At 58.3% G+C, this 13,469-nt stretch carries 17 protein-coding genes and 1 tRNA gene; 7 read left to right on the plus strand and 11 right to left on the minus strand.

The window, feature by feature from the left end:
- Positions 1–5 precede the first annotated feature (5 nt).
- Positions 6–200: a hypothetical protein gene (locus tag ICI42_RS17830; protein WP_188165963.1), complete on the minus strand. Its 195-nt coding sequence runs from the start codon at positions 198–200 to the stop codon at positions 6–8.
- 562 nt (positions 201–762) lie between these two features.
- Here ICI42_RS17830 and ICI42_RS17840 point away from each other — a divergent pair.
- Together ICI42_RS17840 and ICI42_RS17845 are read left to right on the plus strand one after the other, a co-directional pair.
- Complete coding sequence (locus ICI42_RS17840) at positions 763–1,254, plus strand: hypothetical protein (RefSeq protein ID WP_188165965.1); 492 nt, start codon at positions 763–765, stop codon at positions 1,252–1,254.
- A gap of 118 nt (positions 1,255–1,372) precedes the next feature.
- On the plus strand, positions 1,373–1,699 hold the full coding sequence (locus ICI42_RS17845) for a GrlR family regulatory protein (RefSeq protein ID WP_188165966.1): 327 nt from the start codon (positions 1,373–1,375) through the stop codon (positions 1,697–1,699).
- A gap of 404 nt (positions 1,700–2,103) precedes the next feature.
- Here the strand turns inward: ICI42_RS17845 and ICI42_RS17850 are convergent, their stop codons facing one another.
- The 8 genes from ICI42_RS17850 to ICI42_RS17880 all read right to left on the minus strand — a co-directional run bounded on the left by ICI42_RS17850 (position 2,104) and on the right by ICI42_RS17880 (position 7,553).
- Positions 2,104–2,964: a hypothetical protein gene (locus ICI42_RS17850; protein WP_188165967.1), complete on the minus strand. Its 861-nt coding sequence runs from the start codon at positions 2,962–2,964 to the stop codon at positions 2,104–2,106.
- A 59-nt stretch (positions 2,965–3,023) separates the two neighbouring features.
- The gene (locus ICI42_RS17855; RefSeq protein ID WP_188165968.1) at positions 3,024–4,133 is read right to left on the minus strand and encodes a hypothetical protein; all 1,110 of its coding nucleotides are present in this window, start codon (positions 4,131–4,133) and stop codon (positions 3,024–3,026) included.
- Entirely contained in the window at positions 4,130–4,408 is a 279-nt protein-coding gene (locus ICI42_RS24265; protein WP_188165969.1) for a DUF6074 family protein, read from the minus strand. Before ICI42_RS24265 ends, ICI42_RS17855 begins: the two co-directional genes overlap by 4 nt.
- Entirely contained in the window at positions 4,408–5,241 is an 834-nt protein-coding gene (locus tag ICI42_RS17865) for a hypothetical protein (RefSeq protein WP_188165970.1), read from the minus strand. Before ICI42_RS17865 ends, ICI42_RS24265 begins: the two co-directional genes overlap by 1 nt.
- Positions 5,241–5,402 (minus strand): hypothetical protein, encoded by a 162-nt coding sequence (locus ICI42_RS17870; protein WP_188165971.1) that lies wholly within the window; start codon positions 5,400–5,402, stop codon positions 5,241–5,243. Before ICI42_RS17870 ends, ICI42_RS17865 begins: the two co-directional genes overlap by 1 nt.
- Positions 5,399–5,758, minus strand: a complete 360-nt coding sequence (locus tag ICI42_RS23715) for a winged helix domain-containing protein (RefSeq protein ID WP_230980432.1) — start codon at positions 5,756–5,758, stop codon at positions 5,399–5,401. Before ICI42_RS23715 ends, ICI42_RS17870 begins: the two co-directional genes overlap by 4 nt.
- Before the next feature lie 70 nt (positions 5,759–5,828).
- Complete coding sequence (locus ICI42_RS17875; RefSeq protein ID WP_210317346.1) at positions 5,829–6,023, minus strand: helix-turn-helix domain-containing protein; 195 nt, start codon at positions 6,021–6,023, stop codon at positions 5,829–5,831.
- Between the two features lie 183 nt (positions 6,024–6,206).
- A complete protein-coding gene (locus ICI42_RS17880; RefSeq protein WP_188165973.1) occupies positions 6,207–7,553 on the minus strand; it encodes a tyrosine-type recombinase/integrase in 1,347 nt (448 codons plus the stop codon).
- 446 nt (positions 7,554–7,999) lie between these two features.
- On the opposite strand from ICI42_RS17880, the gene ICI42_RS17885 reads away from it, so the two are divergent.
- Positions 8,000–8,401, plus strand: a complete 402-nt coding sequence (locus ICI42_RS17885) for a DoxX family protein (protein WP_188165974.1) — start codon at positions 8,000–8,002, stop codon at positions 8,399–8,401.
- 39 nt (positions 8,402–8,440) lie between these two features.
- Here ICI42_RS17885 and ICI42_RS17890 read toward each other — a convergent pair whose 3' ends face one another.
- Positions 8,441–8,746 carry a hypothetical protein gene (locus ICI42_RS17890; protein WP_188165975.1) on the minus strand — a complete coding sequence of 102 codons (306 nt, stop codon included), beginning with the start codon at positions 8,744–8,746 and terminating at the stop codon, positions 8,441–8,443.
- A gap of 349 nt (positions 8,747–9,095) precedes the next feature.
- Here ICI42_RS17890 and ICI42_RS17895 point away from each other — a divergent pair, with 349 nt between their 5' ends.
- The 3 genes from ICI42_RS17895 to radC all read left to right on the plus strand — a co-directional run bounded on the left by ICI42_RS17895 (position 9,096) and on the right by radC (position 11,388).
- The gene (locus ICI42_RS17895; protein WP_188165976.1) at positions 9,096–9,602 is read left to right on the plus strand and encodes an SH3 domain-containing protein; all 507 of its coding nucleotides are present in this window, start codon (positions 9,096–9,098) and stop codon (positions 9,600–9,602) included.
- A gap of 145 nt (positions 9,603–9,747) precedes the next feature.
- Complete coding sequence (gene map, locus ICI42_RS17900; RefSeq protein ID WP_188165977.1) at positions 9,748–10,575, plus strand: type I methionyl aminopeptidase; 828 nt, start codon at positions 9,748–9,750, stop codon at positions 10,573–10,575.
- A 48-nt stretch (positions 10,576–10,623) separates the two neighbouring features.
- Positions 10,624–11,388 (plus strand): RadC family protein, encoded by a 765-nt coding sequence (gene radC, locus ICI42_RS17905; RefSeq protein ID WP_188165978.1) that lies wholly within the window; start codon positions 10,624–10,626, stop codon positions 11,386–11,388.
- A gap of 83 nt (positions 11,389–11,471) precedes the next feature.
- On the opposite strand, the gene tig is transcribed toward radC, so the two are convergent.
- On the minus strand, positions 11,472–12,956 hold the full coding sequence (gene tig, locus ICI42_RS17910) for a trigger factor (protein ID WP_188166150.1): 1,485 nt from the start codon (positions 12,954–12,956) through the stop codon (positions 11,472–11,474).
- Between the two features lie 344 nt (positions 12,957–13,300).
- Between tig and ICI42_RS17915 the strand changes: the two genes are divergently transcribed.
- Positions 13,301–13,385, plus strand: a tRNA-Leu gene (locus ICI42_RS17915).
- Positions 13,386–13,469 lie beyond the last annotated feature (84 nt).

Here is a 13,469-nt window from a genome sequence, read left to right on the forward strand (position 1 = left end):
GCCTCTTAGAAGAAGCCGCCCCAAACGAGGACGGCGAGGAAGATGATGTCGAGGATGCGGTTTGTGATGTTGCGGGCGCCGGGCGATACGGGCCTATCATCGAACGTGACAATCCCACTAGCAGCCGCGTAGCCAAGGACCGTGCGCACCGACAGCAGGAAGATGATAAGCCACTGCGCTCCGCCCCAATCGTCCATCATCAAGATCACCTATTCCAAGGGTGGCCGGGATCGATTGGCCTCCCGTCAACGTCATGGCCTGAGATGTAGCCCCGGTGTGTCATTCGCTGCGCGTCCCTGTCGTGGCACTCTTTGCAGGTCGACATGCAGTTCTCTTCGTCGAAGAACAATTCCAGATCGCCCTTGTGGTCCTCGACGTGGTGAACGACCGGCGCGTTCGGGGCATTGCCCTTACCGATGAGGGATCGGCCGCAGCCTGCCCACTGGCAGACATAGCCGTCACGGAGCAGGACACGCTTTCGGAGACCATGAGGGCCACACCAGCGCGGATCGGAATAAAGCTTGCGGTATTGCCCTGCGTCCTGGCTGCGGTAGTGCGGCCGGTTCAACGGATGAGAACTGACATGATGATTATTTGAGGTCCAGCAGCAAGATGCGGACAAACCTGCCGATAGTTGGCAAATCCGTTAGGGTAGACAGGACGCTGGCGCTATCAGCCTGCTGTTTGACAAGTGTGGCGGCAGCCCGGAATAATATAGCCTCCATTTTTGGGCATTTATTATCGCACGGCGGGGAGTTTGACATGCCTATGGCCGATCCTTTTGGCACTGCCTCTCATCAGGCCCAGAAAGTCAAAGATACGCTCTTGGAGATACAATCCGCAGCATACAATTCGGCATCCACTTACACGACCGTGATCATCTTCGGGGCTTACGCAGGCCTCTTCACAATTTGGGGGAACACCAGGGATTTCCTAAGCCAGTTCGCAACTCTGTCCGTTGCACTGCTGCTCGGGACCAGTGCGTTCTTCTTCGTTCTGTTCGAGGTCTTTAAGATGCTGATAGTATCCGCCAATCAGCTCAAAATCCGAAAGATGTTGATCGAACCCCTTCCAGCTGAAGAATTCCTGCGTCGCCACGCGGAGATCGCAAAAGATACCAATACTCTGGTGCAGAGGGTGGTCATGCCGGTCTGGATCGTAACGCTGGTTATCACCATCATATGCGGCTTTGGAGCAGCATTGATCCTATTCGGAGCGGTTTTGCGGAACCTGATCGATCCCCTTACGCCCTGAACCCTGCCGAAGCAGGGACTTTCTACGAGAGGTCTATCGCGCCCATCGTCAATTCCAGGATGATTCGACTCGTTACTTCGCTTGTGATCTGCTGGGCTGTGCAAACTGGGAGGAAGCAATGAAATCTGGTCTATATCGAGTGCATTTTCAAACGCCATTAGGGTCAGGCTCTGGCGTAGTTTTCGCGTCAAACGGAAGGCTGTGGGGCGGGGATGCGGGGATGTACTACGTTGGAACCTATAGTGAGGAGGGGAATAATCTTACAGCCGATATCTCCATTGATAGGCATACATCCAATGCTGGAGTAACTTCGGTATTTGGAGCTGATCAAGTCACCATCAAGATAAACGGACAAGTTGATGGCGACAACGTGAAAGCGTCGGGAACTTCACCCCAAGCACCTGGCATCACGTTCTCGGCCGTTATGAGTTTTATCAGCGAGTAGCCGTCCTGAGACGACACGTGGCGACCGACTTTTCATCTCGCTGCTTGCTCCAGACTTCATCTCTCATGGGAGAGTTAAAAGGAGAAACGAGATGATTAAGATCACAACGGTTATTGCTTTGCTGCTGGCCGCATACGCGTCATCGACCGCCGCCGCCCGTGCGGATTGCTACTACGCTGGCCAGCGTTATTCCAGTGGTGCTCGGATACCAGTGCAGGAGTGCCAGTCAAACGGGACGTGGCTACAGCGGTAATTTTGGTTTGATGCGTCATCCCAGAAATTGATTAAGCTCTGCAAAGAAAAGCCCGCTTGGAAAACTCCTTGCGGGCCACTGGCGCAGTTATTGAACTTGCCAAATTCATAAGCTGTTTCGCGCAGAACGTCAATTCGTTTCGGAGGCGAAACTATCCATGCTTCCCCAACATCTTGAAGCAGATTGCGCAGTCCTTCAGATCGCGATCCAGTATTTTGGCCATATCCCGTTCGGCCTCTCCATGCTTTTTGGCAATCTCGAATGAGGTCAGCCCGACGACGCAGTAGTCGATGAGCCGCTGTGCCTGCTCCCTGCCCATATCCTCGTGAAAACCGTGCAGCGCATCGATAGCGGCCACTCGCCCATCGGGAAGCCCCGTCTTGTAGCCCGATGACGTACCCCGGAGGAAATCAGCAGAACTGGCAATCGCGATGCCCGCCCGCTCGTAGAGCCTGGCAAGGTAGCTGCCGGCGTGGAACTGCGGAAGCTGCTTCTTCCCATACCGCCGCTCGAATGTGCCCGGCTTGGAGCGAAGCGTCTGAATGACGATGTGGCGGGTAGAACCGAGCCGTGCATTGACCTTCGTCACAACCGATCCTTCGGCGCCGCCGTCCGTCTTCTTTAGCTTTCGGACCCGGAAAGCAGATCGGTGCCGATCCGCGGCCAATTGCTCACCAGTTCGCTTAGGCTCTGGAGCCTTGCCGACCGCCATGCCTATCCCGGCCCTCTTGGCCTTGAGATTGACGCGCCGACCACCGTCAACACGGATTGCCGGCTTAGGCAGCGGCGCTGGCTTTTTCTTGCGGACCTGCTTGCCGCGCTTCATTCGGCGCTGGAGCCGCGCGGCAGCTTTGCGAATCTCGTCGAACTCGTCGGGTTGACCGCTAGCGTCTTTGCGTCGGCTCACCCAGCCCCAGCGATAGGAGGGCGAGCGCTCATCGCCGGGAACAGGCTCATAGGCCTTGTGTGCCTGATATCCGGCGTCGTATTCCTGTTGGTCATAGGCGAGCAAGTCGTTTGCGTCGCGCGGCGGGAAATGGAAAGCCGCTGTATGTGGCGCTGCGTGTTTGTTCATTTGCGCCTCGTGGTCAGAGAGTTGAGGGCCATTGCCTGGAGCCAGTCGGGCACTGCCGGAACTGGCTTGCGTGCGTCGGCATGAACGATGATGCGCGCGACTTGGTGTTGGCCGTAAGTGTGGCCGTTGACCTTGAGGTGGCCATCCTCGATCCGCAGCACCATGTTCGCGAAGGGCGAACAGTGGGAATACTCGTTGCCGTACTGCTCCAGCATGGCCAGATGATCAGCTTTTAGGAAAAGTTGGGCGTCCGCCACCATCGCCCACAGGTCCATGAGGCGTCGGGGTATCTGATAGATTTCCCGGCCTTCGCTTAGCAGCTTGGTTTCAGCATCCAGCTTCGCCGGGGTATTGCGCATGTCGACCCGCCAGACTGGTGGCTCTTCCATGCTCTCCACCAGCTTGCGTAGGCCGAGGTAGAGCGGTTCCGGCATGAAGTCCGGCTGCATCAGCCAGAGACCTTGCGCCTTGCCGAGTTCGCGCGGCTTCATGATGGTCTGGCCGGTCCGGTCTTTACCGACGTCATCTTTGACCATGATCGTGCCGGCGTTTTGCGACAACTCCCGAAACATGTTGCCCCGGAAGCTTGGAGCATACTGGTCGAGTTGTTCGGCGATACACTGGAGGAACCGGGCTTGGCTGCGCAGGCTATCCAGAATCACTTTCAGTTCTGCCGCGCGCGGATAGATTTCCTTCCACCGTCGAAGGTATTCACCCATCCGATTTTCAAACGAGAACCGCTTGTCGGCCAGCTTGTAGTCCTCGCCTAGTCGGCTCTGGGCACAGTCGCGGCCGACGAACCGCACAACCTTTTCATCCACGAACCAGATCATGCGGCCGACTTCGAATTTCTCGTGGCCAGGCGTACAGAGCGGACACGGCACACGCCGGCCGTTCAACCTGAGATGGACTGGCACCGTGATTTCCTCCGATAGCACCACAACGCCGCTTTTCATCGTCGGGCCGGCATTGGTCACAGTCGGATAGGTCTCAGGGTGGCCGGTGCTGTCGATATGGCGCCGCCATCCGTCCAAAAATTCTGCCGTAGGCCGGTCATCGAACAGCGCATGGACATCGAGGCCGATAATGGGGAGAGCTTTGGTCATAGGCCAGTCCCTCCTGCTTCGCTTCTCCACTCTTCCCGGATTGCACGCATCACTGCTGACGCGAAGGCATCTATCTGCCGATCGATCTCCGCCCTGTCTAACAACCCGCTATTGACCAGTTCCGCATCAAGGCGCGCTAGTGCCCGATGCCAGAAGCGATCCGCCGATTTCCCATGCCGCTTTAGGAGAATGTCGACAGTTTCACGGATGAGAGCCATCCGCCTCGCCACAGGGAAGACCACTATTGTTCCTGATATCCGCTGCTTTTGTTCCATCACATAGCTCCTCGGATGCGTGGGAGATTTTGTTCAACCCAAGCATCACGCTCGTTGATGTTGGCGATGGGGCTTCGGAAAGAAGTGGGTGGTGTTGGTGTTGGCGCTATGCTGGCGACCGTTGGGCGTGACACAAGTGTGTCGCCCACTTGGTTATAGATACCTACTCGCGACAGACTTGTGCCAAGACGGCGGTACCAAGTGCGACGGCTAATCCCTTCCGCCAACCAAGGCTGCGTTTTCGCCAAACTGCCCCCTTCATACGAGGCGCGATTCTGGCGACCCTCGGCCATGCGTTTCGCCCGTTGGCGCTCGCGGTCACGTTTCCGCTTGCGATTGGCCACTATGGCTTTGCGGATATCAGGCGAGATATCGCAGGCACCCACCGTGTTCAGCTCCAATCGGTCACGCTCATGGAAAGGAACCATCAGCAGAAGCGCAACGGCCTGAGCCGATAAGTCGTACTTCCGCCCCACAAGGTCCCGCAAAATCGGCCGAAGAATTTCGGCCGCTCGCGGCAGCGACCACGGCGCGAAGCGCGCGCACCATCCCCGTAGGGATGTCTCGACATCGGGGACTGCACCTGTTGCACCGCCATGCCCCGAGGCCTCATGCATAAGCCACCAGCAATGCCCGTTAATGGCGAAAGCGGCGGCTCTGATAAACGCATCGGCATCGTCGGTCTCAGGAACGAGCCCGCCATAACGAGCTTCGATGATGGTCTCGATTTCGCGAAGCCGCTTGATCTGCTTCCGAAACGCAGACTGTTCGGGCTTTTTAACTCGCCTGCGGATTTTGAGCGCACCCAAATTGTATTCGAACGACTCGGCCATTAGAGCGCCCTCGCCCTAATGAGCCCCGCCTCGCGGGCAGCGGCGCATGCCTGTTTCAGATCCAGCCCGAACTTACGCTGCAGGGTCGGGATGACCGGCGACGGTGGAGATTTCTCCGTCGCCAGCCACTGCGCTGCCTGGATGATGATGTCTTCGCTCATGCCGCCATACCCCTGTTCTCGAGGATGGTGACTTGGGAATGAAGGACATACCGAGCATGGTGGCCAGGGAATGCCCCACCGTGCGCCTCGTGGACTGTCTCGATCAGGAAGCCCAACCCACGAAGCTTGAAGACATAATGCGAGTGTCGGGGTGCAGGGTGATCGACAGGCCTAACGCCGCGCTGGCCGGCAGCGATTAGTCGCTCGAGCATCCAAGCATCGCGACCGACGACTTTAACCGTACCGCCATCCGGTTCGATCTTGGCAACCAACCTTAGTTGGCCGCGAGCGGGTTTTTTCTCGGCTGTGGCATTTTGTGATTTTCGAGACTCGGTGGTCCCTGCTATGGGTTCCATTAGCTGTTTCCTCTGTGGGGAGGTTCAGTTGTGGGGAATGGGCGGGTCCGGTCGCCAAACTAGAACCCGTTCATTCTCCGGCTTGAATAGTGGCGTCTCCCTTGGGCAGGTTCTGCAACCAAGCGTCTGCGTCATTCTTCGCGATCAACCGCCTGCGTCCAGCTTTGCGGAACGCGAGCAGCCCATCTTTCATCTGCGAATATGCGTAGGTCCGCTCAATTCCGTAGGCGGCACAAAAATCGTCGACCGAATAAGCCTGCTGCATCTCTCTTTCTCCATACGTGCGAATACTAGAGGCAAGAATACCATGCTTGCCGAGTGGTTCGCTACATCTTGTGGCCTCCATACCCGTAATTCACAGGCCCCTTTTCACAGCGAAAGCAGCATGTTGACTTCCGGTTATCCCCAATCGTTCCACAGCCGCATCAAACCGCTTGACACACAACATCTAGGTTCCGCTCCGCAGCGGAATGACTTTCTCTCCACCAGTTGAAATCAGGGGGATGACCGCGCCTGCCGCAAGGTCATCAAGCGCATCGACAATGGCGGCCGAGTAATGCGCCTCGACCATCGCCGCGCTGGTATCGTGTAGTGCCGCGACGAGGCGGACCGGGAGACCGCGCCGAAGCTGTCGGACGATGGACGAATGGCGCAGCGCGTATGGCACAACATCAGCCGGCAGGCCCGCCGCCTTCGTGATGTCGTGCCAAGGGCGGGCCATTTCTGCCGCGCGCCTCCAGGGGCCACGCTCGTCCCTCTCCCATCTGGGGGGTGTCGTGCCTGTGCCCTTAATCTGCTTGTGGCGCCACCGAAGTAGCAGCGGATCGGCACCACGCCGCCCGGCAATGGCAGGCCTCAACGCGGCTATGACGTCCTCGCCAACGCGAAAAGCGATATGTGAACTGGCCTTCGCTCCCTTGCCCTTCCGACTCGTCGGTATCATCAGGCGAGACTGGGCCGTCTGGACGTCCACGACTTTCATTCGAACGACTTGGGAAAACCGCGCTCCAGTTGCAGCAAGCACCGTCACCATCCGGGCTAGGTCGCCCTCCCAGCCACCATCAGCATCCACCCGGTGAGCCGCGTCGACAATGCGCCGAACGTCCGCATCCGATAAAGCTTGGTCGTCCCGAGCGACAGGCGACGAGTCCTCAGGCGCTGTCAGCCCGTTCTTGATGACGATGACCGTCTCTGCGGGAAGGTGTTCCCGGTGACGCTTTGCCTCCGCGTTCAACGCGGCTTTGAAATCGTTGATCAGGCGGCGGACAGTCGAAGCCGCAAGCTCGCTTGGCAGGCCGTCCCGCCAACTGAGAAGGTCGCGTTCTTTAAGATTGTGCAATTTGATGTCGGCGATTTCGGCTCCCATGACGTGCTTAGTCATCCGTTGCCGAGCGTCGCTCTTTTCCTGTGGGCGCCCCGACTGACCGGCTGCACGACTGTCTCGCACGATCAGGTAGGCATCGACCGCGGCTCGAACTGTGGCAACCGGCCCAGCTTCTGCCGCGGCCGCGTCCAACCTTCGCTGCGTCAGAAGCCGAGCAGCAGCCGCCTTAGCCTGCTCAAAGGTCAAGCAGTCCACGCCGTCCGCCTTGACCGCATCGTCTGCTGTGCCAATGATTTCCTGTTTGTACTTCTGATCCCCGACATACCATCGGGCAAGCCAGCGTCCGCCGCGCGCGCCCTTCCGGTAGCCCAGATGCAAATCTGCCGCTATGCCACGCCAGTGCATCCCCTCCGGGAGTTTTTTCCTAGCCGCAGGGGTGGAGATTTTTGCTTCTTGGACAGTCTTAGCCATGTGGGGAGGGTCCGATGCGTCAAATATCTGTCAAATATACGCCGACGAATACACCCGGACAACAGCGACCGAGCCAGAACACAGAGAAAACTTAAGCGGAACAGAAGGGGACACTAGCGGATTGTCGGCCTTAAAATAACGACCCTTTCACGGCGGTAACAGGGGTTCGATTCCCCTTGGGCGTACCAGGTTTTTCTCTCTATCTATTTCATATATTTCGAGGCGGAGGCTGCATTGAGGCTGTCTCTTTCGTCGATAGCTCTCTTCGCCGCTCAAGCCGTTTCAGGTGCAAGCAGCCCTTGTCAGCGGTATCAGTTACATTCGATACTGCCTCACGCTTTGCCCAGCATTCCGCCGTTACATCGGAACTTATAAAGCACGTCCTCCATAAGCGGCGCGCACAAGCGCGCAGCCTTGAATGAACTCTCTATCGGACGGAGGTGTCCATGCCTGCAATCATCGAATCGTTGCTGCGCGCAACGTGGTTCGGCTATCTCGCGCGAATCGTTCTTACGTATATGTTCTGGGCCAGCGGCCTTGCGAAGCTGATCGACTTCGATGCCGGCGTCGCGGAGATGGCACATTTCGGCCTTGAGCCGGCGGTGTTTTTCAACGTTGCCACACTCGCTGTGCAGTTGGTCGGCTCAGTCCTCATCATCTTGAACAAGTGGACCTGGCTTGGCGCCGGCGCGCTTGCCGTGTTCACGGCACTGACCATCCCCATCGCCCATAATTTCTGGGCGATGGAGGAGCCTATGAAAACCTTGGAGTTCTATGTCGTCATGGAGCACATAACCGTCATCGGCGCTCTGATGGTGGTCGCCTACGCCTCCGTGCGCAAATCATGACGGAAGACCGCCGCGTGGGGCTCGCGCGGCTCACATTCGTCAGTCGTCTCGCCTGATCATCTCGTAGGAACTGTCGAGCCCGCCGGGAACCTCATCGGGCACGACCAGGGCGAGCTGTTCGCGGTCGAAAATTTCGAACCAATCGTCCCACTCGACCAGATCATATCCGCCGGCGTTCGGTGGCCGTTCAGGACGGTCCTGATCCTGATAGGCGGCCTGGTCGAAGACGATCCGGAGCATCGATTGCGTGCCGCTTTCAGGCGAAATGTCGACGATCGCTGGTGACCCCATACGCGCTGCGGCCCAGGTTCTGACGGCTTCGTGGTCGGTCAGGGTAACGGACATGATGTTTCCTCTAAAATTTCAGAATGGGCCGTGATCGGCCCATTATACAAGCGCCGCAGACGCAAAAGGCTCCATGCGTCTAACTATTTCAATACTGACCTCCTTCCACAGACAAGAGCCATTTCCGGTCTCCATCAACCGAGCCTTAAGCGATTGGGTGCACACTCCCATCATGATCGGACTCGGATTGCCAAAACTGAGATGGTTGTTGCTGGGCGCGCTGGCCGCCGGCGGCTGGGCGATGACCCAGGATCCACCTTCGAGCTTTCGGCCGAAACCCGTCAATCGCAATGCAGCAGTAGAAGCTTCTGCCCGCCCTGCTCCTAAACCGGCGGGATCCGTGCAACGCATGCCGACGCCGCCAACTCCGGCGGCGAAGCCTAAGGCTGCCGCGACCACCGACAAAACCGGCGTCGCCGCCCGCCCGGCGAGACCTGTGCCGCAGACCGCGCCGAGAAAGCCCATCGTTGCAGAGCGGCGACCGCAGGAGGCTGTTATTCGCCAGGCCATGCCACTACAGACGGTGCCTGCGCCGCGACCACAGACCACGGCGTCGATTGCTCCATCGAAACCCGTCCCACGCCCATCGGCGAAGCCGGCTTCGACTGCCGAGATTGTCTATGCCCGCACAGCCGTCAATCTGCGGCAGCGCGCCAATACGTCGTCGCCGGTGCTTGCCCGCTTGCAAAAGGGTGCGGCGGCAACTGTCTATGCGCGGGATGGAAAGTGGCTTTTGGTGTCGACCGGCGATGGCCGCGGCTGGGTTCATTCAGACCATCTGCTCACACCCGACCCCGATGCGCCGAGACCCAAGAAAGCTCTGTCCGCTCCCTCCCGCCCCGCTTCGGCAGGCTAGCGCAACGGCGATGTGAGCGTGGAACCAGTCAAAGTGGCGGGTTCAAGACGCTTGTGGGTTGAATCCCGCCACAGACAATGCCAAATCTCTAGTAACAGTTAGCGGATTTTCCGCGCGATCCCTTTCTCATCCCGGCATTGTATCCATGGTCACCTATCTCGACGCCGACACGGCTCCGCTTCGCAACACCGGCCAGATACGGCTTTATGGCGCCGAGGCCTTCGAAGGCATGCGCAAGGCGTGTGCGCTCACCTCGCGATGCCTTGACGAGCTTGCAGCAATCGTCGCGCCCGGCGTGACTACGAACACGATCGACCGCTTCGTCTTCGAGTTCGGCATGGACAATGGCGCGTTGCCTGCCACGTTGAATTACCGCGGCTACACGAAGTCGACCTGTACCTCCATCAACCATGTCGTCTGTCATGGCATTCCCGACGACAAACCGCTGCGCGACGGGGACATCGTCAATATCGACGTCACCTATATCCTCGACGGCTGGCATGGCGACTCGAGCCGGATGTATCCGGTCGGTACGATCAAGCGCGCGGCCGAGCGCCTGATGGAAGTCACCCATGAATGCCTGATGCGCGGCATCGCCGCGATCAAGCCAGGCATTCGCACAGGCGCCATCGGCGCCGCGATCCAGACCTATGCCGAAGCGGAGCGCTGCTCGGTCGTGCGCGACTTCTGCGGCCATGGTGTTGGACGACTGTTCCACGACGCGCCGAACATCCTGCATTACGGTACGCCCAATGAGGGCGTCGAGATGCGCGAGGGCATGATTTTCACCGTGGAGCCGATGATCAATCTCGGCCGGCCGCATGTGAAAGTGCTGTCGGACGGCTGGACCGCAGTCACGCGTGACCGTTCGCTGTCCGCGCAATACGAACACACGATCGGCGTGACCAAGGACGGTTGCGAGATTTTTACGCTCTCGCAAAATGGGCTCGACCGACCGGGCCTGCCCTCTTAAGATTGCAGGGCGCCGGCTATCTCGGCGCTTGCGCGAGGGGCAAGGCGCATGAGCGAAGGCGACGAGGACGAGCGCGGTTTCTTTGGCGAACGCTTTGCCGTGCCAACGCCACTTCCAATCTCCCAGCCGCCGGAAGCACCCAAGCCGCATTATCTTGGACACCGCGACCGTTTGCGGGAACGCTTCGCGGCTGTCGGCGCAGAGGCCATGGCCGACTATGAACTGCTGGAGCTTTTGCTTTTCAGATTGATCCCTCGCGCCGACACCAAGCCGGTTGCAAAGGCCTTGCTGATGCGCTTTGGATCGATTTCCGAAGTCCTGGGCGCCCCGGTCGCCTTGCTGCAAGAGGTGAAGGGCATCGGACCATCGGTCGCGCTGGATTTGAAGATCATCGCAGCCACCGCGCGCAAGATGGCACGGGGCGAGATCGCGAAACGCGAAATCCTGTCCTCATGGACGCAGGTCCTGGAATACTGCCGTACGGCCATGGCTTTCGAGCAGCGCGAACAATTCCGCATTCTCTTCCTCGACAAGAAGAACACGCTGATCGCAGATGAGGTGCAGCAGACCGGAACGGTGGACCACACGCCGGTCTATCCGCGCGAGGTCATAAAACGAGCTTTGGAATTGTCAGCGACGGCTTTGATTTTGCTGCACAATCATCCGTCAGGGGACCCGACGCCCTCTCGTGCCGATATCGACATGACCAAAACCATCATCGACATAGCAAAGCCGCTCGGCATCTCCATTCACGATCATATCATCATCGGGCGGCACGGCGTGGCAAGCATGAAAGGTCTGCAGCTCATCTGAGCCAGACATTCGTAAGTTGAAACTTACAAACAAAAAGCCCGCCGGTTTCCGCCGACGGGCTCTTTTCTAAATTGAATTGACGCTTATTCGGCGTCAGCGTCCTTGGCTGCCTTTTTCTTGGAAGCAGCCTTCTTCTTGGGCTCCTCGCCTTCGGCCGCTTCGGTCTTTTCAGCTGCTGCCTTCTTGCCAGCCTTCTTGGCCGGCTTGCTCTCTTCGGACTCAGCTGCGTCGTCGTCCTCGGCCATCAGCTGTTCCTTGCTGACCTTTTCGTCCGTGACGGCAATCTGCGACAACAGGTGATCGACGACTTTTTCCTCGAACAGCGGCGCGCGCAGGTTGACCATGGCCGACGGATTGTTGCGATAGAACTCGAACACTTCCTGCTGCTGGCTGGCCGGATAGCGGCGGATCGTCTCGAACAAGCCGCGCTGCATTTCCTCATCGGAAACGGTGACGCCAGCTTTCTCGCCGATCTCGGCAAGCACGAGTCCGAGACGGACGCGACGCTCTGCCAAGCGCTGGTATTCGGCGCGGGCTTCTTCCTCGGTCGTCTCTTCGTCTTCGAAAGTACGGCCGGCGGCCTCGAGATCGCGCGACACCTGCGACCATATGTTGTTGAATTCGGCTTCGATCAGCTTGGACGGCGCTTCGAACTTGTAGGCTTGATCGAGTTGGTCGAGCAGCTGACGCTTCACCTTCTGGCGGGTCATGGCGCCGAACTGGTTCTCGATCTGGCCGCGCACGATCTCGCGCAGCTTCTCGAGCGATTCGAGGCCCAGGGTCTTGGCGGTCTCGTCGTTGATTTCCAATTCGCCCGGCTTGGAGACTTCCTTGACGGTGACTTCGAAGGTGGCTTCTTTGCCCGACAAATGCGTGGCCTGATAGTTCTCCGGGAAGGTTACGGTGACGGTCTTCTCGTCGCCGGCCTTAGCGCCGATGAGCTGCTCTTCGAAACCGGGGATGAATTCCTTGGAACCCAGCACGAGCGGCTGGTCGGACCCTGCGCCGCCGTCGAAGGCAACGCCGTCGATCTTGCCGAGATAGTCGATGGTGACGCGGTCACCCTCTTCGGCCGCGCCGTCCTTGGGCTCGAACGAGCGGGACGATTCGGCAACGCGCTTGACCTGTTCGTCGACTTCGCTCTCCGGCACGTCGTAAACTTGGCGTGTAACGCTGATCTTCGACGCGTCCTGAATCTCGATCGCGGGGATGACTTCGTAGGACAGCTCGAATTCGAAATCCGCGCCGCCGGCCAGGATCTTCTCGGCTTCCTTCTCGTCCTCGGTCATCTTGACTTCAGGCTGCATGGCAGCCTTCTCGCCGCGCTCGGCGATGATGTTGCGGGTCGAGTCGCTGAGGATCTCGTTGACGACCTCAGCCATGAAAGATTTGCCGTACATCTTGCGGATATGCTGCAGCGGCACTTTGCCAGGACGGAAGCCATTGATCTTCACCTTGTCCTTGGCGTCGGTAAGCCGCTTGGCAAGACGGGCTTCCATATCGCCAGCAGGCACGGTGACCTTGATCTCGCGCTTGAGGCCGGAATTGAGCGTTTCGGTGACCTGCATCATAAAACCTTTGTTATCGTCAACTGGCGCGGCGAAATCGGCTCCTGCCGTTCAGCCTGCCGGAATTCCTTTGCCGGGGTGGCTTCGAAGTCGTAACCAGAAATCCGGATTCGCTGCAAAGCTCACCGGCATCCCACTGCAACGAAAAATTCGATAAGTGCTTGTTATAGCTTGTTTTTATCGCAGTCTTCTGATTGCAGGCAGTTACAATCCTCCGTCTTCGACTGGCCTTTTGTCATAGACGTTGCAAATTTTCAACCATCTTCGACTTTTCAGCCCGTTTCCCGCAGATTTCCGCCCCTACATTGACAGAATGATGGCGACATGAGATTGGGCGTCACAATGCGGATGTGGCGGAACTGGTAGACGCCCTGGATTTAGGTTCCAGTGCCGAAAGGCGTGTAGGTTCGATTCCTATCATCCGCACCATTTTCCCGTCTTTTCTTCCGACTAACAAATTGTTTTAATTACACAATTACTCATGCCGTTTTGTTAAGGCGTGCGTTTTCTGGT

It is taken from the genome of Oryzicola mucosus, from assembly GCF_014534685.1.
GTDB lineage: Bacteria > Pseudomonadota > Alphaproteobacteria > Rhizobiales > Rhizobiaceae > Oryzicola > Oryzicola mucosus.

Coding starts and splice junctions, on each gene's coding strand:
- ICI42_RS23715 (WP_230980432.1), bottom strand. CDS start 5,758: ATGGAACCCATAGCAGGGACCACCGAGTCTCGAAAATCACAAAATGCC.
- ICI42_RS17880 (WP_188165973.1), bottom strand. CDS start 7,553: ATGGCTAAGACTGTCCAAGAAGCAAAAATCTCCACCCCTGCGGCTAGG.
- ICI42_RS17830 (WP_188165963.1), bottom strand. CDS start 200: ATGATGGACGATTGGGGCGGAGCGCAGTGGCTTATCATCTTCCTGCTG.
- ICI42_RS17870 (WP_188165971.1), bottom strand. CDS start 5,402: ATGAGCGAAGACATCATCATCCAGGCAGCGCAGTGGCTGGCGACGGAG.
- ICI42_RS17855 (WP_188165968.1), bottom strand. CDS start 4,133: ATGACCAAAGCTCTCCCCATTATCGGCCTCGATGTCCATGCGCTGTTC.
- map (WP_188165977.1), top strand. CDS start 9,748: ATGGTCACCTATCTCGACGCCGACACGGCTCCGCTTCGCAACACCGGC.
- ICI42_RS17865 (WP_188165970.1), bottom strand. CDS start 5,241: ATGGCCGAGTCGTTCGAATACAATTTGGGTGCGCTCAAAATCCGCAGG.
- ICI42_RS17875 (WP_210317346.1), bottom strand. CDS start 6,023: ATGCAGCAGGCTTATTCGGTCGACGATTTTTGTGCCGCCTACGGAATT.
- tig (WP_188166150.1), bottom strand. CDS start 12,956: ATGCAGGTCACCGAAACGCTCAATTCCGGCCTCAAGCGCGAGATCAAG.
- ICI42_RS17890 (WP_188165975.1), bottom strand. CDS start 8,746: ATGTCCGTTACCCTGACCGACCACGAAGCCGTCAGAACCTGGGCCGCA.
- ICI42_RS17840 (WP_188165965.1), top strand. CDS start 763: ATGCCTATGGCCGATCCTTTTGGCACTGCCTCTCATCAGGCCCAGAAA.
- radC (WP_188165978.1), top strand. CDS start 10,624: ATGAGCGAAGGCGACGAGGACGAGCGCGGTTTCTTTGGCGAACGCTTT.
- ICI42_RS17885 (WP_188165974.1), top strand. CDS start 8,000: ATGCCTGCAATCATCGAATCGTTGCTGCGCGCAACGTGGTTCGGCTAT.
- ICI42_RS17845 (WP_188165966.1), top strand. CDS start 1,373: ATGAAATCTGGTCTATATCGAGTGCATTTTCAAACGCCATTAGGGTCA.
- ICI42_RS17895 (WP_188165976.1), top strand. CDS start 9,096: ATGCCGACGCCGCCAACTCCGGCGGCGAAGCCTAAGGCTGCCGCGACC.
- ICI42_RS24265 (WP_188165969.1), bottom strand. CDS start 4,408: ATGGAACAAAAGCAGCGGATATCAGGAACAATAGTGGTCTTCCCTGTG.